Annotated in this window: 15 protein-coding genes; 9 read left to right on the forward strand and 6 right to left on the reverse strand. The window is 67.0% G+C overall.

Annotated features, from left to right (window positions below; all coding sequences use genetic code 11):
* Positions 1 to 179 precede the first annotated feature (179 nt).
* From B5X90_RS09730 to B5X90_RS09750, 5 genes are all read left to right on the forward strand, one after another.
* Entirely contained in the window at positions 180 to 1,463 is a 1,284-nt protein-coding gene (locus B5X90_RS09730) for an ABC transporter substrate-binding protein (protein ID WP_079552390.1), read from the forward strand.
* Between the two features lie 7 nt (positions 1,464 to 1,470).
* Positions 1,471 to 2,508 carry a carbohydrate ABC transporter permease gene (locus tag B5X90_RS09735; protein ID WP_079552391.1) on the forward strand — a complete coding sequence of 346 codons (1,038 nt, stop codon included), beginning with the start codon at positions 1,471 to 1,473 and terminating at the stop codon, positions 2,506 to 2,508.
* Entirely contained in the window at positions 2,505 to 3,404 is a 900-nt protein-coding gene (locus tag B5X90_RS09740) for a carbohydrate ABC transporter permease (RefSeq protein WP_079552392.1), read from the forward strand. Before B5X90_RS09735 ends, B5X90_RS09740 begins: the two co-directional genes overlap by 4 nt.
* Before the next feature lie 10 nt (positions 3,405 to 3,414).
* Complete coding sequence (locus tag B5X90_RS09745; protein WP_079552393.1) at positions 3,415 to 3,669, forward strand: hypothetical protein; 255 nt, start codon at positions 3,415 to 3,417, stop codon at positions 3,667 to 3,669.
* Between the two features lie 109 nt (positions 3,670 to 3,778).
* Positions 3,779 to 4,846: a LacI family DNA-binding transcriptional regulator gene (locus B5X90_RS09750; protein ID WP_079552394.1), complete on the forward strand. Its 1,068-nt coding sequence runs from the start codon at positions 3,779 to 3,781 to the stop codon at positions 4,844 to 4,846.
* 16 nt (positions 4,847 to 4,862) lie between these two features.
* Here B5X90_RS09750 and B5X90_RS09755 read toward each other — a convergent pair whose 3' ends face one another.
* Together B5X90_RS09755 and B5X90_RS09760 are read right to left on the reverse strand one after the other, a co-directional pair.
* A complete protein-coding gene (locus B5X90_RS09755; protein ID WP_079552395.1) occupies positions 4,863 to 5,786 on the reverse strand; it encodes a hypothetical protein in 924 nt (307 codons plus the stop codon).
* A 31-nt stretch (positions 5,787 to 5,817) separates the two neighbouring features.
* The gene (locus tag B5X90_RS09760) at positions 5,818 to 6,624 is read right to left on the reverse strand and encodes an exodeoxyribonuclease III (RefSeq protein WP_079552396.1); all 807 of its coding nucleotides are present in this window, start codon (positions 6,622 to 6,624) and stop codon (positions 5,818 to 5,820) included.
* A gap of 131 nt (positions 6,625 to 6,755) precedes the next feature.
* On the opposite strand from B5X90_RS09760, the gene B5X90_RS09765 reads away from it, so the two are divergent.
* The 4 genes from B5X90_RS09765 (at position 6,756) to B5X90_RS09780 (ending at position 11,194) form a co-directional block, all read left to right on the forward strand.
* The gene (locus tag B5X90_RS09765; RefSeq protein WP_079552397.1) at positions 6,756 to 8,255 is read left to right on the forward strand and encodes a CoA-acylating methylmalonate-semialdehyde dehydrogenase; all 1,500 of its coding nucleotides are present in this window, start codon (positions 6,756 to 6,758) and stop codon (positions 8,253 to 8,255) included.
* The gene (locus B5X90_RS09770) at positions 8,255 to 9,394 is read left to right on the forward strand and encodes an enoyl-CoA hydratase/isomerase family protein (RefSeq protein WP_079552398.1); all 1,140 of its coding nucleotides are present in this window, start codon (positions 8,255 to 8,257) and stop codon (positions 9,392 to 9,394) included. Before B5X90_RS09765 ends, B5X90_RS09770 begins: the two co-directional genes overlap by 1 nt.
* Positions 9,387 to 10,346 (forward strand): 3-hydroxyisobutyrate dehydrogenase, encoded by a 960-nt coding sequence (mmsB, locus tag B5X90_RS09775; RefSeq protein WP_079552400.1) that lies wholly within the window; start codon positions 9,387 to 9,389, stop codon positions 10,344 to 10,346. Before B5X90_RS09770 ends, mmsB begins: the two co-directional genes overlap by 8 nt.
* Before the next feature lie 68 nt (positions 10,347 to 10,414).
* Entirely contained in the window at positions 10,415 to 11,194 is a 780-nt protein-coding gene (locus B5X90_RS09780) for an enoyl-CoA hydratase (RefSeq protein ID WP_079552402.1), read from the forward strand.
* Positions 11,195 to 11,231: 37 nt separating this feature from the next.
* Here the strand turns inward: B5X90_RS09780 and B5X90_RS09785 are convergent, their stop codons facing one another.
* The 4 genes from B5X90_RS09785 to B5X90_RS09800 form a co-directional block, all read right to left on the reverse strand.
* On the reverse strand, positions 11,232 to 14,411 hold the full coding sequence (locus B5X90_RS09785) for a bifunctional cytochrome P450/NADPH--P450 reductase (RefSeq protein ID WP_079552404.1): 3,180 nt from the start codon (positions 14,409 to 14,411) through the stop codon (positions 11,232 to 11,234).
* Between the two features lie 175 nt (positions 14,412 to 14,586).
* Complete coding sequence (locus tag B5X90_RS09790) at positions 14,587 to 15,585, reverse strand: zinc-binding metallopeptidase family protein (RefSeq protein ID WP_079552406.1); 999 nt, start codon at positions 15,583 to 15,585, stop codon at positions 14,587 to 14,589.
* 47 nt (positions 15,586 to 15,632) lie between these two features.
* On the reverse strand, positions 15,633 to 16,139 hold the full coding sequence (locus tag B5X90_RS09795) for a MarR family winged helix-turn-helix transcriptional regulator (RefSeq protein ID WP_028277447.1): 507 nt from the start codon (positions 16,137 to 16,139) through the stop codon (positions 15,633 to 15,635).
* 2 nt (positions 16,140 to 16,141) lie between these two features.
* On the reverse strand, positions 16,142 to 17,899 hold the full coding sequence (locus tag B5X90_RS09800; RefSeq protein WP_079552408.1) for an AMP-binding protein: 1,758 nt from the start codon (positions 17,897 to 17,899) through the stop codon (positions 16,142 to 16,144).
* Positions 17,900 to 18,197: the final 298 nt, after the last annotated feature.

Here is an 18,197-nt window from a genome sequence, read left to right on the forward strand (position 1 = left end):
CAGGCGCGGTGGCGGCATGGCCACCCGCCCTGGACGGCCGGCCGGCGGCCCACGGAATCTCCTTTGCATAAAGCTTTCATGTAAACGCTTGCATTCAGGGTACCTGTTGATTACTGTGATGGTCGGCACACCAACAGTACGGCCGTTTTTCACCGGTACTCAGCGAGGAGCACTCCAGTATGAAAACCCGCAATTTCCTACTTCCCGTCGCCACGGCAGGCATTTTGGCTATCACCCTTTCGGCGTGTGGCGGCGGAGGTGGCGGCACTACGAGCGGCAGCGACGCCGCCTCGCAGGGCCTGGACGGGCGCGGCCCCATCACCTACGTTCAGGGCAAGGACAACAGCAACGTGGTCCGCCCGCTGATCGAGAAGTGGAACGCCGCACACCCGAACGAGAAGGTCACCTTCAAGGAGCAGACCGACCAGGCCGACCAGCAGCACGACGACCTCGTCCAGCACTTCCAGGCCAAGGACGCCGGCTACGACGTCGCGAGCGTCGACGTCGTCTGGACCGCCGAGTTTGCCGCCAAGGGCTGGCTGCAGCCGCTCAAGGACAAGATGGCGCTGGACACCTCCGCCCTGCTGAAACCGACCGTCGAGGCCGCCTCCTACAAGGGCACCCTGTACGCGGCACCGGAATCATCCGACGGCGGCATCCTGTACTACCGCAAGGACCTGGTCCCCACGCCCCCGAAGACCTGGGACGAGATGATGAGCATGTGCTCCATCGCCAAGACCAACAACATCGGCTGCTACTCGGGCCAGTTCAAGAAGTACGAGGGACTGACCGTAAACGCCTCTGAGGCCATCAACTCCGCCGGCGGTGCCGTGCTGGACGCGAACGGCAAGCCCAACCTGCTCACCGCGGAAGCAAAGGCCGGCATGGCCAACCTGACCAAGGCCTACGCAAACGGCGACATCCCGAAGGAAGCCATCACCTTCCAGGAAGAGGAAAGCCGCCAGGCGTTCCAGGACGGCAAGCTGCTGTTCCTGCGCAACTGGCCTTACGTCTACAACCTGGCCACCACTGAAGGTTCCTCGAAGGTCAAGGACGTCCTGGGCATGACCGCCCTCCCGGGCAAGGACGGCCCGGGCGCCTCGTCCCTCGGCGGCCACAGCGCCGCGGTCAGCGTTTACTCAAAGAACAAGGCCACGGCACTGGACTTCCTGAAGTTCCTCACCACGGAAGAGACCCAGAAGTTCTTCGCCACGCAGGGTTCGCTCGCTCCGGTGATCGGGACGCTCTACGACGACAAGGAACTCGTCGCCAAGCTGCCGTACCTGCCGGTCCTGAAGACCTCGATCGAGAACGCCGTACCGCGCCCGGTCACGCCGTTCTACCCGGCCGTCACCAAGGCCATCCAGGAAAACGCGTACTCGGCCATCAAGGGCGAGAAGACTGTAGACGCGGCCCTGTCTGACATGCAGAAGTCCATCGAGTCCGCTAGCGCGGGACAGTAGGTCCATCATGGCAACTGAAGTAGGCCCGACGTCGGTCAAGGCACCGGCGTCGGGCGGGGCTCCGATCCACCACGCACCCAAGGGTGTTGGAGAGGACAACCGCATCGCGACGCAGGGGCGCTGGGCAGCCTGGCTGCTGGCGCCGACTATCCTCGCATTGTCGGTCGTGATCGTGTACCCGATCATCACCGCCATTGTGATGTCATTCCAGAAGGATGCCGGTCTGGACCCCGCCACGGGTCTCTTCGTTGAGGGTGGCCCGGCCGGCTTCTCCAACTACTACAACTGGATTTTCCAGCAATGCCCGGCACCGTCCGGCGGAACCGTTGACTGCCCGCCGGGAACCCTCGGCGCGCAGTTCTGGTCCGCCACCGGCACCACGTTCTTCTTCACCGTCGTGACGGTGGCACTGGAGACCGTCCTCGGCTTCTGGATGGCCGTCATCATGGCACGCGCCTTCAAGGGCCGCAGCCTGGTCCGCGCCGCTGTCCTGGTGCCGTGGGCCATCCCCACCGCCGTGACAGCCAAGCTGTGGCTGTTCATCTTCGCCTTCGAGGGCATCGGCAACAAGCTCTTCAACACCACCGTCCTGTGGACCGGCAGCGAGTGGCCGGCACGGTGGGCCGTGATCATCGCGGACGTCTGGAAGACGACGCCGTTCATGGCGCTGTTGATTCTTGCCGGCCTGCAGATGATTCCCGCCGAAGTGTACGAGGCGGCCAAGGTCGACGGCGCGAGCGCCTGGCAGCGGTTTCGGATGATCACCCTGCCGCTGGTGAAGCCCGCGCTCATGGTAGCCATCCTGTTCCGCACCCTCGACGCACTGCGCATGTTCGACCTCCCGTACATCCTGACGGGCGGAGCGAACAACACCACCACCTTGTCCATCCTGGTGATCAACCAGATCAGGCAGGGCTTCAACGCGGCGGCGGCTTTGTCCACCATCACGTTCATCATCATCTTTCTGGTGGCTTTCATCTTCGTGCGCTTCCTCGGAGCGAACGTTGTGGAGCAGCAGACCGGCGCAGGTAAGGGGAAGAAATGACCGCCGCGACGAGCGCCGCAACCGAGTTGCGCGCAGAGCAGGACCGGGGGCGGAAGGTCGCGCAGAACCGCGAGAAGTGGGCCCAGAGCCGGACCTACATCAGCGCGGTGGTGATCCTCTTCTGGTGCCTGGCTCCGGCCTACTGGATGGTGGTGACGGCGTTCCGCGACGTCGGCTACACCTACGACACCTCGATCCTGCCGACGCACGTCACGCTGGACAACTTCAAGACGGCGTTCGACACCTCCTTCGGCAACCACTTTGGCCAGGCACTGCTGAACAGCTTGTTCATCGGCACCGTCGTCACCCTGGTGTCGCTGGTGATCGGCGTGTTTGCCGCCTACGCCCTGGCCCGCTTGAACTTCAAGTTCAAGTACCTTGTGCTGGGCTTCATCCTGGGCGCTTCCATGTTCCCCGGCGTCGCCCTCATCACCCCGCTGTTCCAGCTCTTCACGAACATCGGCTGGATGGGCACCTACCAGGCCCTGATCATCCCGAACATCTCGTTCGTGCTGCCGCTGACGGTCTACACCATGACGTCCTTCTTCCGGGAGATGCCGTGGGAGCTCGAGGAATCGGCCCGGGTGGACGGCTGCACGCAGGGACAGGCCTTCCGGAAGGTCATCATGCCGCTGGCCGCCCCGGCCATCTTCACGACCGCCATCCTGGCCTTCATCTCCTCGTGGAATGAATTCCTGATCGCCAGCCAGCTCTCGTCCGACGCAACGCAGCCGGTCACTGTGGCCATTGCCAGCTTCGCCGGTGCGCAGCCGAACCAGATTCCGTACACCGCGATCATGGCTGCGGGCACTATTGTGACCATTCCGTTGGTCATTCTGGTGCTGGTGTTCCAGCGTAAGATTGTCGCGGGCCTCACGGCCGGCGCGGTTAAGTGACTGAGGCGTGATGACTGACGAGCAGAACCAGGGCCACGTGCCGGCGACGCGTCGAAAGGTGCGCTCCGGCGAGGACTTCGACATCATCATCGGCTTCCTCGGCTTCTGGGCCGTGGTGCTGCTGGTGGTCACTGTCTGGATGGAGGTGACCGCCCAGCCAGCCCTCTTCTGGGCCCTGGGTCTGCTCGCCATGCTGCTGGCCCTCTACGGGATGATCCGGCTGCGCCGGCGTTTGCCGCGCCGGACGGCCAGCCGGCACTCCTAGCAGGGGGGAGAGCAGCCGGGCAGGATTATTCAGCCGCCGGGGGGAGGCGGGCGCAACACGTCTGCGGGCAGCCGCCAGGCTTCCGCGGACCGTTAACTAGGGGGCACAGGTGGCACGGACGGAACGGGCGCAGCGCGGCGGCCACTCGGGCGTCAGCATTGAGGACGTCGCCGCCGCTGCGGGCGTGTCAACGGCCACCGTATCCCGGGCCGTCCGGGGACTGCCCCGTGTTTCCCCGGCAACCCGCGAGAAGATCCTCGGCATCGCGGAAACCTTGGGCTACGTCGCCTCGTCCTCGGCGTCCGGCCTGGCGACGGGCCGGACGAAAACCATCGGCGTGCTGGCCCCGTTCGTCAGCCGCTGGTTCTTCTCCAAGGCCATCGAGGGCGCCGACCGGGAACTGCACTCCCGGCAGTACAACCTTTCCCTCTTCAACCTCGGCGGCCACGGCAGCCACCGTGAGCGGCTCTTCAGCAAGACCATGGTCTACAAGCAGATCGACGCCCTGCTGGTCCTCTGCATGGCGCTCACCCACGAGGAAATCGAGCATCTCCAGAAAATCGACATCCCGCTGGTGGTGGTGGGAGGCCATGTCGAGGAGTGCCCCTACATCGGCATCGACGACTACGCCGCGGCCGCCACAGCAGTCCGCCACCTGATCGGGCTGGGCCACACGGACATCGCGCTCCTGCACGGCGACGACGAAACCGACCTCAACTTTGACGTCCCCAGGGTCCGGATCCAGGCCTTCCACGACATCATGGGCGAGGCGCGGCTGCCCGTCAGGCCCGAGTGGGACCTTTGGGGGGACTTCACCGTGCGCAGCGGCCAGGAGGCATTCCGCCGCCTCTGGGCCGCCGAGGGGCCCAAGCCCACAGCAATCTTCTGCGCCTCCGATGAGATGGCCATGGGCGTCATCTTTGAGGCCAACAAGGCCGGGGTGCGCGTCCCGGAGGACCTCTCGGTCATCGGCATCGACGACCACGACTTCGCCGAGGCCATGGGCCTGACCACAGTCGGGCAGCGCCCGGACCAGCAGGCCGAACTCGGCACCAAGATGCTGCTGGACGAGCTCGACGGTATTTCCGGCTCCGTGCAGTCGGCTGTGGCGCCGCACCGGCTGATTGTCCGGACGACGACGGCGCCGCCGCTGCGCCAGTCCGTGCGGCTCCGCTAGCGGAGTTCGGGCCGGGTTAGGACGCGCGGGCCAGCTGGCGGATCGGCACCCAACGCGATGCCAGCCGGCGGTAGGCCGCGGCGGCGCCGGTCATGTCCCCCTCCGCCAGGCACTCGATGCCGAGGCGTACGTCCAGCGGCGAATCATCCGGATAGACCTTGTCCGCCACCCCGCCGTAGTCGAGTTCCACTGCCGAGTCCGGGTGGAAGAGCTCAAGCCATTCCGTGAGCTGGGTCAGGTCCTCGAGCATGTCGAGATCCGGCGCGGCGAGGGCCAGGTGCGCCACCGCGTAGCTCACCCGCTCCAGCGCGTTGCCGATGCCGGCGCGGATGCGGACCGTGACAATGTGGCCGTCGGCTTCGACGACGTCGGTGGGGTCCGATTCCTGGAAGAGGCAGAACCAGCTGAACGGAATGCCCCACGTGGATGCCCTCGTGTGCACCCGGCTGAGGCCATCGTGGGCGCGCACCTCATCGATGCGTTCCTGGTGTTTGTCCCGCTGTTCTTCCGGGATCAGCAGCTGGGCCAGGGGCCCGTGGATGCCTTCCATCAGGGCATTAGCGGCCAGCCCGGCGCGGAGGACCAGCTGGCTGGGGCAGTACAGCAGCCGGTCGGGCTGCGGGGCGGCCGCAGTCCCGGACTCGGCGGCGTCGTGCGGTGCGCCGTGCACTGCGCCGGACGGGGGCCGCCTGGCCGGGGCCGCGACAACCCGCACCAGATCGGTCCGGCCGGTGGGAAACGGATCCCCGTCGGGCCGGGTGATGCGGCCCAGGGACGCCAGCAGTTCGGCGTTCTCCACAGCCGCGCGGGACGCCTGGCCGGCGCCGGCAGCCCGCAGGGTTTCCTGCTGCTGCTCGGGGAACGCCTCAAGGGGCTCGTAGATCCGGAGCGCGGAAGAGAACGGCAGCCCGGACTGTCCGTGGTAGATGCTCCCGGTCATTGGATCACGACGCTTCCCTGGGCGGCAGCCATTAGTCCGCCAGTTCCGCAATCACCGGGGCGTGGTCCGAGGCGCCCTTGCCCTTGCGCTCCTCGCGGTCGATCATCGCACCGGTGACCCGTGCCGCCAGGGCCGGGGAGGCGAGGATGAAGTCGATCCGCATGCCCTCTTTTTTCGGGAAGCGGAGCTGCGTGTAATCCCAGTAGGTGTAGACCCCGGGTCCCGGGGTGTGCGGGCGGACCACATCCTGGAAGCCGGCCTCCTCGAAGGCATGGAAGGCGGCCCGCTCGGGCTCGCTGACGTGGGTCATGGCGTTGGCACGGAAGAAGTCGATGTCCCAGACGTCGTCGTCCTGCGGCGCGATATTGAAATCGCCCATCAGTGCAATCTGCGCCTCGGGGTCCTCCTTGACCCAGGTGCCGGCGTGGGTTTTCAGGATGTCCAGCCAGTTGAGCTTGTAGGGCATGTGTTCGTCGTCGAGGGAGCGGCCGTTGGGGACGTAGAGGCTCCAGACCCGGACACCGCCGCAGGTGGCGCCGATGGCGCGGGCCTCCTGCACGGCGTCCTTGCCGTTCTTGCCGAACACGGGCTGGTCCAGGAAGGTGCGTTCGACGTCGGCGAGTCCCACCCGGGAGGCGATCGCGACGCCGTTCCACTGGCTCAGGCCGAAGTGCGCCACCTCGTAGCCCATGCTCTCGAAGAGCTCCCACGGAAAGTTCTCGTCCTTGCATTTGGTTTCCTGGATGGCCAGGACGTCGCAGTCCGTGCGCCGAAGCCAGGCCTCCACACGGTCGGCGCGGGCACGGAGCGAGTTCACATTCCAGGTAGCAATCTTCACAGTCCCTAACTTACCGAACTTGGCCCCCGGACGAAGCCGCCGGCCGGCTCTGTCCTCTGGAAATTAGTAGGAAGTCCGAGTATATTCGGCTGCAGAGATGATCTAGGTCACATGCAAAGGAGCATTCGGTCATGGTTCGAGAACTATCCCATTACATCGACGGACAGCGGGTTGACGGCACCTCCGGCCGGTTCAGCGACGTCTTTGATCCCTGCACCGGCGAGGTCCAGGCCCGGCTGCCGCTGGCCAGCACCGAGGAAGTGCGCAACGTGATCGCCAGCGCCGAAAAGGGGCAGGTGGAATGGGCCGCGATGAATCCGCAGCGCCGCGGCCGGATCCTGCTCAAGTTCGTGGACCTGGTCAACGAGCACATGGACGAGCTCGCCACCCTGCTGTCCTCCGAGCACGGCAAGACCTTCCCGGACGCCAAGGGCGACATCCAGCGCGGCATCGAAGTGGTCGAATTCGCCGCCGGCGCCCCGCACCTGCTCAAGGGCGAGTTCTCGGACAACGCCGGAACCGGCGTCGACGTGCACTCGATGCGCCAGCCCCTCGGCGTCGTTGCCGGCATCACGCCGTTCAACTTCCCGGCCATGATCCCGCTGTGGAAGTCCGGCCCGGCGCTCGCAGCCGGCAACGCCTTTATCCTCAAGCCCTCCGAACGGGACCCCTCCGTGCCGCTGCGGCTGGCCGAGCTCTTCACCGAAGCGGGCCTCCCCGACGGCGTCTTCAACGTCGTCAACGGGGACAAGGAAGCGGTGGACGCGCTGCTGGAGGATCCCCGGGTCCAGGCCATCGGGTTCGTCGGCTCCACGCCCATTGCCCAGTACATCTACGCCACCGCCGCGGCGAATGGCAAACGCGCGCAGTGCTTCGGCGGCGCCAAGAACCACATGGTGATCATGCCCGACGCGGACCTGGACATGGCCGCGGACGCCCTGATCGGGGCAGGCTTCGGCTCCGCGGGCGAGCGCTGCATGGCGATCTCGGTGGCCGTTCCGGTCGGCCGGAAGACCGCGGACATCCTCGTGGAGAAGCTGCAGGAGCGGATCGCCGGCCTCAAGGTCGGCCACAGCCTCGCCAAGGATTCCGACTTCGGCCCGGTAGTGGCGGCCTCCGCGAAGGACCGGATCGAAGGCTACATCGCCTCCGGCGTCGAGGAAGGCGCGAGCCTGGTGACCGATGGCCGCGGCCTGAAGGTGGAAGGCTACGACGGCGGCTTCTGGATCGGGCCCACGTTGTTCGACAACGTCACCAAGGACATGAAGATCTACAGGGAGGAAATCTTCGGCCCGGTCCTCAGCGTGCTCCGCGCCGAAGACTACGACGAGGCTCTCCGGCTCTGCAGCGAACACGAGTTCGGCAACGGCGTGGCCATCTTCACCCGCGACGGCGACGCCGCCCGGGACTTCGCCAGCCGGGTCCAGGTGGGCATGGTGGGCATCAACGTCCCCATCCCCGTGCCGATTGCGTACTACACCTTCGGCGGCTGGAAGGCGTCCGGATTCGGCGACCTCAACCAGCACGGGGCCGATGCGTTCCGCTTCTACACGAAGACCAAGACGGTCACCAGCCGCTGGCCCTCCGGCATCCGTTCCGGCAGCAGCTTCGTCATGCCGGAAGGCAGCTGATGGGGGCGGAAGCTTCGCGGGAAGCGGACGGCGCAGCAGCGCCCGGCGAACCCTTGGCCGGGGATGTGACGTTTGAACGGCGCGGCCGCCTCGGCGTCGTGACCCTCAACCGGCCCGCGGCCGTCAACGCCCTGACGGCCGGGATGGCCGCCGCGATGCTCGAACAGCTCACGCTCTGGGCCGACGACGACGCCGTGGCCACGGTGCTGGTCCGCGGCGCCGGCGACCGGGGCCTGTGCGCAGGCGGTGACATCGTGGCCATCTACCGGGACATGCTCGACGGCGGTGACGCCACCGCGGACTTCTGGGCGGTCGAGTACCGGCTGAACCTGCTCATCTCCGAATACCCCAAGCCGTACGTTGCGTTCATGGACGGGCTGGTGTTGGGCGGCGGCGTGGGGATCTCCGCCCACGGCTCCGTACGGATCGTCACCGAACGCACCCGCACGGGCATGCCCGAAACGACGATCGGGTTTGTTCCCGACGTCGGCGGCACCCTGTTGCTCTCCGGCTCGCCGGGGGAAACCGGCACCCATGCGGCCCTGACCGGGGCCCACCTGAGCGGCGCGGACGCGCTGTTCCTGGGCCTCGCCGACTGCTTCGTGCCCTCCGGCCACTTGCCGGACCTGGCGGCAGCGCTCGAAACCGAGGCGGCCGAGGCCGCCGTCGCCCGATTCGCCGAACCGGCACCGGCGTCAGTCCTGGCCGCACAGCAGGAATGGATTGACGCCTGCTACTCCAGCGACGACGCCGAGGAAATCCTGCGCCGGCTGCGGGCCTTTGGCGGAGAGGCGGGCGGGGAGGCCGCCGCAGCCGCGGACACCATCGAGGCCAAGTCGCCGACGGCGGTCAAGGTGGCGCTGGAATCCCTGCGCCGGGTCCGCGGCCTGAGGCTGGAGCAGGCGCTGGAACAGGAATACCGCGTCGGCCTGCGCTTCCTCGACGGCCCGGACTTCCGTGAAGGCATCCGCGCCCAGGTGGTGGACAAGGACCGCAATCCCCGCTGGAAGCCCGCCACTCTCGCCGAGGTCACCGGGCCGGACGTCGAGGCCTACTTCGCCCCGCTGGGCGGCCGCGAACTGAACCTGACTCCGAAGGAGAAGGACAAGGGGAAGAACAAGGAGAAGAACAATGTCTGACGCAGGAGTCCCGGTTACCGGCACCATCGCCTTCCTCGGCCTGGGCCACATGGGCGGCCCCATGGCCGTCACCCTGGTCAAGGCCGGCTACCGGGTGACCGGTTTCGACGTCGTGCCGGCGGCCCTGGACGCCGCCCGGGAGCACGGCATTCCCACTGCCGGGACGGCTGCCGAGGCGGCGACGGCCGCCGCCGTCGTGCTGACCATGCTGCCCAGCGGCAAACACCTGCTGGACGCCTACCGCGGCACGGGCGGCACGCCCGGCCTGCTCGAAGCCGCCGCACCGGGCACCATGTTCCTGGATTGTTCCACCATCAACGTGGACGAGGCCCGGGAGGCCGCAGAACTCGCGGTCGCGGCCGGCCACCGCGCCGTCGACGCCCCCGTGTCCGGCGGCGTGGTGGGCGCCGAGGCCGGCACGCTCACGTTCATGGTCGGTGCCCTCCCGGAGGACTTCGAGGCCGTCGAGCCGCTGCTGGAAGTCATGGGCAAGCGGGTGGTCCACTGCGGCGCCCACGGTGCCGGCCAGGCGGCCAAGATCTGCAACAACATGATCCTGGGCGTCTCGATGATCGCCGTCAGTGAGGCCTTCGTGCTGGGCGAGAAGCTCGGCCTGACCCACCAGGCACTGTTCGACGTCGCTTCCGCCGCCTCGGGACAGTGCTGGGCGCTGACCACCAATTGCCCCGTGCCCGGTCCGGTCCCGACGAGCCCCGCCAACCGGGACTACCGGCCGGGCTTCGCCGGAGCGCTCATGGCCAAGGACCTCAACCTGGCCCTCAACGCGTTGCAGAGCACCGGTGTTGCCGCCCGGCTTGGGCCGCTCGCGGCCGAAATTTACGATACGTTTGCCGCGGAAGGCGGTGCCGGCCGGGACTTCTCCGGCATCATCACCGACATCCGTGAAAAGTCGGAAGCAGGCAAATCCGAGGCAGGCACGGCCGGGCACTAGTCCCGGACCGAAGCCAACGCGCAACATCCGAACCAGAACCAGACCAGCACCACCGAAGGGGACCACCCATGACGGAACAGTACGCAAACATCCTGGTGGAGCGCCGCGGCCGCGTGGGCCTCGTGACGCTCAACCGGCCCGAAGCCCTCAATGCCCTGAACAAGGCCACGATGGACGAGCTGGTGAAGGCAGTCGCCGGGATGGACGCGGACCCGGGGGTCGGTGCCGTGGTGGTGACCGGTTCGGCGAAGGCCTTCGCGGCCGGCGCGGACATCAAGGAAATGCAGTCCAAGGGCTACATGGACATGTACGCGGCGGACTGGTTCCGCGGCTGGGAGGACTTCACCCGGCTCCGCATCCCCGTCGTGGCAGCCGTGTCCGGCTTCGCGCTCGGCGGCGGCTGCGAGCTGGCGATGATGTGCGACTTCATCATCGCCGGGGACAACGCCAAGTTCGGCCAGCCGGAAATCAACCTTGGCGTGCTCCCCGGCATGGGCGGCTCGCAGCGCCTGACCCGCGCAGTGGGCAAGTCCAAGGCGATGGACATGATCCTGACCGGCCGCTTCATGGACGCCGAGGAGGCCGAACGCGCCGGCCTGGTGTCCCGGGTGGTCCCAGCCGCGGACGTCGTCGAGGAGGCGCTGAAAGCCGCCGAAGTGATCGCGTCCAAATCCAAGCCGGTGGCGATGGTGGCCAAGGAAGCGGTGAACGCCGCGTTTGAGACCGGGCTTGCCCAGGGCGTGCTGTTTGAACGGCGCGTGTTCCACTCGCTGTTCGCCACCGAGGACCAGAAGGAAGGCATGGCCGCCTTCACCGAGAAGCGGCCGCCGGAGTTCAACCACCGCTAGGCGGCACCGGCCCGGCCGCGGGAGCAGCCGGCCGGCCTCAGGTGAAGATGTCGGCCACGTACCTGCCGTGGGTGCGCTCCACTTCATCCATCCAGGCCTCGGCCTCCGCCCTGGAGGCGCCGGTCGCTTCCTGGTAAATGAGGGCGCACGTGTCCCGGACCTGCGGCGCCATGTGCTTGCCGTCACCGCAGACGTAGACCGTGGCGCCCTGCCGGACCAGCTCGACGACGTCGGCCCGGTCCGCCCAAAGCCGGTCCTGGACGTACTTCAGGCCGTCCTCGGGGGCGGTGGAAAAGACCGGCCGCAGATCGAGGTTGGCCTGGTCCGCCCACGACGCGAGTTCCGCGCGGTAGAGGAAATCGGTGTCCGGGGCGCGGCAGCCGAAGAACAGCAGGGCAGGTGCCGGCGTCGTCTCCTCGGCCTCGGCCCGCAGCGCCCGGTCCTGGACGAACCCGCGGAAGGGGGCCAGCCCCGTCCCCGCACAGACCATGATGAGCGGGACCGCCAGGGACGGCGGCGGGTGAAAGGCCGCGTTCGAGGGCCGGACAGTAACCGCCACCCTTGACCCCGGCCTGGCCTGGGCGAGGTAGGTGGACGAGGCCCCTTCGAAGACCCCGCGGCCGGACCACGCCGGAGCCTGGACGACGGCGAAGGTCAGGGTCACGTGGTCGGGGCTCCAGAGCGGGGACGAGGAGATGGAGTACCGCCGGGGAGTCAGCTGGGTCAGCAGTTGCAGGAACGAGGTGAACGACAGCTGGCATGACGGATACGTCTCCAGCAGGTCAAGGATGGAAACGCGCTTGTCGAGGATCTCGGCCGCGTACCGCCCCCGGTCCTGGGCCAGGGCCTCAAGGTCGCCGCGGTGGGCAGGATCCGCCGCGACATCCGCCAGGTCCTCGAGCTGGGCGCGGGTGGCGGGGACTGCGAGCTCCACGTAGCTGCTCAGCAGTTCGCCCACGGCCACCGGCGCGCCCGTGGGCAGGAAGGTGTCCCCGCGCTCCATGGTCAGCTGGACGTGCGAGTCGTAGTCGAGGTTGAAACGGGCCAGGGCACGCTGCACGAGTTCGCTCGGATTCAGGGGCAGCACGGCGAGATAATCCCCGGTCCGGTAGCTCATTCCCTCGGGCAGGGCGATCTCGACATGCCGCTTGGACCGGGCACCGGGCTTGGCCAGATCGACCAGTTCCCGGTTCGCGACGACCGTGCCCAGCGCCAGCCCGTTCTGGCGCAGCATCGGGTCCCGGACGTTCCCGACGAACTGCAGTTCCAGCTCGGGCTGCGCTGTCGGCGGGCTGGTCCGCTGCCCCAGGGCGGCGTCCACCGCGGGCCAGAATCCCGCGTACCACTCTTCGAAATCGCCGAAGAAATCGCCGCGGGCATTGGCTTCGCCCCGGGCATAGATCCGCGTGGCACCGGCAGCCTCGAGCCGGGCGTCGATGGCCTTGGGCACCTCCTGGTACGTCCGTGCCCAGTCCTTGTTGCCGTTGCCGAAGACCGTGTACCGCACCCCGGCGAGGGCACCCGGCCGCAGGCCCTCGGTCCAGGCCACGAATTTTCGGGCGTTGTCCGGCGGCTGCCCCTCGTAGGAGGACGCCACGATCGCGACGAGCCCCTCCGTGGGCAGCCCGCCGGCCGCCTCGTCGAGCGGACCGATGGTGGGGCTGTAGCCGCGCCGTCCGGCGTCGTTGGCGAGGCGCTGGGCGAAGTCCTTGGACGTGCCTGCATTGGAACCGTAGAGCACCCGGATCGGGACGCCGTTGGGCGCGGCGGCCGCGGCTGCGGCTTCGGCATGCCGGGCCTGTTCGACGTCGGCCCGGGGGCCGGGCGCGATGGTGACGTCCCGCCTGCGCACGTGGATGAACAGCCCTTCAGGCTTCATGGTCAGCGTGTGTTTGATCTGCAGCTCATAACCCGGGTCCGCCGCCGTGACCTCGAAGCGCTGCAGGAGCTTGGCCAGGAAGAGCATGGCCTCCTGCAGGGCAAATCCCCGGCCGATGCAAGAGCGCTGCCCGTTGCCGAAGGGCTTCCAGGCATTGGCAGGGATTTCGGCGGCCCGAACGGGGGAGAACCGGTCAGGATCGAAGATTTCGGCGTCCTCGCCCCACGCCGCCTTGTCCCGGTGCAGCTGCGGGATCAGGACCAGGATGGGCTGGCCCGCCGGGACTTCGTAGCGGCCGCCAAGTGTCGTGTCCTCGAACGGGGCGACATTGAACGCCGGGGCGGTAGGCCACAGCCGGAGGGTCTCCTTGAGGATCTGGTCCAGGTACCCCAGTCGGGGCAGGTGTTCGAACCGGGCGCTTTCGGTGCCGAGGACCTCGTCCACCTGGGCGCGCGCCTTGGCCATGACCTCCGGGTGGCGCAATAGCTCATACAGCGCAAAGGAGAGCAGGCCGCTGGTGGTCTCATGCCCGGCCACCAGAAAGGTGACCATCTGGTAGCGGACATTTTCCTCGCTCAGCCGCTCCCCGGTCACCGGATCGGCGGCGTTGAGCATGGTGTCCAGGATGTCTTCGCTGCCCGCCGGGCTGGGGTTGCGCCGACGGTCGCGGATCATCTGGTCGGCGACCTCGAACATCAGGGCGTGGTCTTCCTCCAGTTGGTGGCGGCGGCGCAGCATGATCTTGTTCTGAACCGGCAGCCGGCGGGCCCGTTCCCCCGATTCAACGAGGGAGCGGACCATGGCTCCGACGAAGGGGTGCATCTCTTCGCGGTAGAGGCTGTTGAAACGGTAGCTGAACGAGCACAGGGCAATGGTGTCCAGGGTCAGCCGGGTGGTGTTGTCCGGAACGTCGATCCGGGCAGCGGGGCCGAGCCTCTCCCACTTCAGGAGCAGCTGCTCGGCGATGTCGTCCATGCCGGCGAACATTCGTTTCAGCGCGGCGGGCCCAAACGCCGGCATCAGAATCCGGTGCGCCTTTTGCCAGTTCGGTTCTTCGGTCCTTGCGGTGAAAAGGCCATCGCCGATGAAGTCCCGTACCTGCCGCAGGGAGACGCCGAGAACCTTGCCGAACCGGGACTCGTCGCACACTTCGTTGACGAGCTGTTGGGAGGAGATGGCGATGACGCTGCGGTTGAAGAACTGGATGCGGACAATGGGGCCATACCGCTCGGCCACCTCGACTATTCCCAGGATTCCCTTGCTGGAGTCGATGTCGGGCAAATTGCCGACGACCGGCTTCGTGGGAGGCTGCGGTATGGGGACGCTGGGCGAAGTCATGGCCACTCCTAGGCGATCGCCAATGGACGCGCTGTGAGCACTGCTTGCTGCCTGGCCGGACGGCACTGTCCGGCTCCGCACCACGATACTCCGGTCCAATCCTGCACTGAATAGCTCCTGCCCGGCCTCCTGCTGCCTGCCGGGACGCCCTCGTTGTCAGCGGGCGGGGCATTCCCTATCCGGCGGCCGACGCGGAGGTGCGCAGCCCGTGGACGAACTCAAGCTTGTCGATAACTGCGCCGGAAAGGACGAAGGGGTAAAGATCGTCTTTCCCCATGCTGCGGTTGACCTGGTTCAGGGCAAGGGAGAGCGGCAGCCATTCGGTTTCCACACGTTCCTGGAAAGAGGTCCCCCGGGGAGTGCTGGGGATGAGTCCGAATTCCCGGGCGGTCTCGAGGGTGTCGCAGATGTGAAGGTAATGGGCGAACGACTCCGCAAAGTCCTCGTACGGGTGCATGGTTGCGTACTTTGAGATGAACCGTTCGTTCCAGTCCGCCGGGGCGCCTTCGCTGTAGTGGCGGTCTATCTCTGCCTGGTAGTCCTTGGTGTCGTCGCCAAAGAGATGGCGCGCCTCGCGAGTCCGTCCGTCATCGCTGAATACCAGCACCGTTTCAAAATAGTGCCCCACTTCATGCCGGAAATGCCCGAGCATCGTCCGGTAGGGTTCATCGAGTTGGGTACGCATTCGTTCTCGATAGGCATCGTCGCTTTCGGCCAGATTGATGGTGATCACACCGTCAGCATGACCGATCACCACATTTTCCTTGACACTGGACAACAGGTCGAAAGCAAGTCCCCCGTCAGGGTCTTCTGCGCGCGTGATGATCGGCAGGCCCAGCCCATCGAGCTCCGCGATGAGATGACGCTTGGCCCGCTCAGCCGCAACGAACTGCGATAGGCCCTTGGCGTCGCTGTCGTTTGGTCGAGTCCGCGTGAGTTCACAGCTGAAGCATTGACCGCCGCCCTCCGGGGCAAGCCAAGTGCAACCGGAAAGCAAAGAATTGGCGCACCGGTGCCAGATGGCTCCCGACTCATCGGTGTACTGTCCCTGACTGCCTGCTGCGACTATGGCGCGGGCGTCCCGCAGGTATGCCAAGTTAGTTCCGCAGTGCAGGCAGACCGAATTTTCAAAGTACACGCTCGAACCGCAGACACCGCAGGATTGCTTTTTCACTCCATGATCTTAGCCGCGGCCACCGGGCTTCACCCGTGGCCCGGGCCTCAGCCGCTGAAATCACCGGCGTTCCGGCGGAATGTGCCCAGGATCCGGATCAGCTGGTCCACGTCCTGGTCCGCGAAGCCGGACTGGCCAAAGACCTCGGAGTTCAGCACCGCCGTCGCCCGTTTGGCCAGGGTGCGGCCTTCCGGGGTGAGCTCGATCAGGGTGGTGCGGCCGTCCGTGGGGTGCGGCGAGCGGATCACCAGCCCGGCCTCCTGGAGCCGGTCCACAGCGTTGGTCACTGAGGTGGGATGGACCTGCAGCAGCGCGCTCGCCTTGTTCATGGGCAGCGCCCCGCTGCGGGCGAAGCTGAGCAACGCGAGCAGCTCGTACCGGGCAAAGGTGAGCCCGAACGGCTTGAGCACCGCCTCGATCCGGCCGAGCAGGATCTGCTGGGTCCGCATGATCGCGGTGATGGCGGCCATCGGGGCGGCGACGTCGGACCAGCCGTGGCGCTCCCAGTTCAGCCGGGCGTCGGCAATCGGATCTCGCGGCAGCGGTGTTCCCATGTTCAGCCCTGCCCCTTGAGCCCGGGGAAATCGGAGTCGGAGTACTCGACGCCGAGGCCTTCCGGGACGGGCCCGCCGCCGTGGCGCATTTCCTCGCTGTGCCGCAGCTCCACGCGCCGGATCTTGCCGGAGATCGTCTTGGGGAGCTCGGCAAACTCCAGCCGGCGGATCCTTTTGAACGGCGCCAGGTGCTCCCGGCAGTACCGCAGGATGTCTTCGGCCAGCTCGGGGCCCGGCTGGTGGCCGGCCGCCAGGACCACGAACGCCTTGGGCACTGACAGCTTGAGCGGGTCAGGGGAGGGGACGACGGCGGCCTCCGCCACCGCCGGGTGCTCAATCAGCACGCTCTCCAGTTCGAACGGGGACAGCCGGTAGTCGGAGGACTTGAAGACGTCGTCGCCGCGGCCCACATACGTGATGATGCCGCGCTCGTCCCGGCTCGCCATGTCGCCCGTGTGGTAGTAGCCGTCACGGAAAGCCTCCGCCGTCTTGTCCGGGTCGCCGTAGTACGCCTTCATGAGCCCCACGGGGCGGGGGTCGAGGCGCAGGCAGAGCTCGCCGTCGTCGGCCTCCTCACCCGTGGCGGGGTCCACCAGCACGACGTCGTAGCCGGGCAGCGGCTTGCCCATGGCGCCGATCTTGATTGGCTGGCCCCGCGTGTTCGCGATCTGCACGGTGGATTCGGTCTGGCCGAAGCCGTCCCGGATGGTTTGCCCCCATGCGCGGTGGACCTGGTCGATCACCTCGGCGTTGAGCGGTTCGCCGGCGGACACCACCTTGGTGGGGGGATTCTTGAGCAGCGTGAGATCGGCCTGGATCAGCATCCGCCAGACCGTGGGCGGGGCGCAGAAGCTGGTCACGGATTCGCGGTCCATCTGCTCCATGAGCGCCCTGGCGTCGAAGCGTTCGTAGTTGTAGATGAACACGCACGCCTCGGCGATCCAGGGGGTGAACACATTGGACCAGGCATGCTTGGCCCAGCCCGGCGAGGCCACGTTGAGGTGCACGTCGCCCGGTTCCATCCCGATCCAGAACATCGTGGACAGGTGTCCCACCGGGTAGGAGGTGTGCGTGTGTTCGACGAGTTTGGCCTTGGACGTGGTGCCCGAGGTGAAGTACAGCAGGAGCGTCTCGTCGGCCAGGGTGGGGGCGTCCGGGGTGAAATCCGCACCGGCCGCGGCAGCATCCGCGCCGTAGTACTGCAGTGCATTGACCTGGGCATTGTCCTGGGCAGCGGCGGAGTCCCCGGCGCTGGCGCCGACTTCAATCAGCGTGTAGTCACCGGCGACGTCGGCGAACTTCGCGATGTTGGCACTGCCGACGGCGGCCCAGGCCGCACCGCCGCGCTCCACCCGGTCCTGGAGGTCGGCCGGTCCCATCAGCGTGGTGGTGGGAATCATGACGATCCCCAGCTTGATGCCGGCCAGCATGAGTTCCCAGAGTTCCACCTGGTTGCCCAGCATGATGACCATCCGGTCCCCGCGCCGCACACCTGCCCCGCGCAGCCAGTTGGCCACCTGGGACGAACGCCGGGAGAGGTCAGCGAAACTGCGCCGGGTCGCGGACCCGTCCTGTTCGACGATCACCAGCGCAGGCCTGTCCGCCTTCGCCGGATCCGCAGCGAGCTGGTCGAACCAGTCCAGTGCGAAGTTGAACTCCTCAAAGCGGGGCCACTGGAATTCGTTGCGGGCGCCGTCGTAGTCCCCGCGCAGGGCCAGCAGCCGGTCCCGCGCGGCCCGGAATTCCTCAGTCACGGTCATGGTGCACCTTTCGAAGTCCTCTGGCGCTGCCGTTCCGGGCGGTCGGTGGCACGGCGTCGTTGCCTGGGATCCACCGGCCCGGCACACTGCCCGCCTAGTGATCCCCGTCACTGTGCAATATACTAGGACATCCAAGGGTTTGGAAGGGCGGCGCTGCTCTGCAGGCGTTGCATGACGAAGGGATACGTGCCCGTGCAGCCACAAGGACGTGCCAGCGGACCGGTCGCGAGAGCGGACAACACAGCCGAATCAAGTACTGCGGAATCAAACACAGCGGGATCCAACACAGCGGTCGCCG

Source organism: Arthrobacter sp. 49Tsu3.1M3 (genome assembly GCF_900168135.1).
Classification (GTDB): Bacteria; Actinomycetota; Actinomycetes; order Actinomycetales; family Micrococcaceae; genus Arthrobacter.

Bases quoted from the DNA above. Each gene is read 5' to 3' on its own strand.
- B5X90_RS09730 (WP_079552390.1), top strand. From the start codon at position 180: ATGAAAACCCGCAATTTCCTACTTCCCGTCGCCACGGCAGGCATTTTG.
- B5X90_RS09735 (WP_079552391.1), top strand. From the start codon at position 1,471: ATGGCAACTGAAGTAGGCCCGACGTCGGTCAAGGCACCGGCGTCGGGC.
- B5X90_RS09740 (WP_079552392.1), top strand. From the start codon at position 2,505: ATGACCGCCGCGACGAGCGCCGCAACCGAGTTGCGCGCAGAGCAGGAC.
- B5X90_RS09770 (WP_079552398.1), top strand. From the start codon at position 8,255: ATGGGGGCGGAAGCTTCGCGGGAAGCGGACGGCGCAGCAGCGCCCGGC.
- B5X90_RS09795 (WP_028277447.1), bottom strand. From the start codon at position 16,139: ATGGGAACACCGCTGCCGCGAGATCCGATTGCCGACGCCCGGCTGAAC.
- mmsB (WP_079552400.1), top strand. From the start codon at position 9,387: ATGTCTGACGCAGGAGTCCCGGTTACCGGCACCATCGCCTTCCTCGGC.
- B5X90_RS09745 (WP_079552393.1), top strand. From the start codon at position 3,415: ATGACTGACGAGCAGAACCAGGGCCACGTGCCGGCGACGCGTCGAAAG.
- B5X90_RS09800 (WP_079552408.1), bottom strand. From the start codon at position 17,899: ATGACCGTGACTGAGGAATTCCGGGCCGCGCGGGACCGGCTGCTGGCC.
- B5X90_RS09755 (WP_079552395.1), bottom strand. From the start codon at position 5,786: ATGACCGGGAGCATCTACCACGGACAGTCCGGGCTGCCGTTCTCTTCC.
- B5X90_RS09780 (WP_079552402.1), top strand. From the start codon at position 10,415: ATGACGGAACAGTACGCAAACATCCTGGTGGAGCGCCGCGGCCGCGTG.
- B5X90_RS09785 (WP_079552404.1), bottom strand. From the start codon at position 14,411: ATGACTTCGCCCAGCGTCCCCATACCGCAGCCTCCCACGAAGCCGGTC.
- B5X90_RS09765 (WP_079552397.1), top strand. From the start codon at position 6,756: ATGGTTCGAGAACTATCCCATTACATCGACGGACAGCGGGTTGACGGC.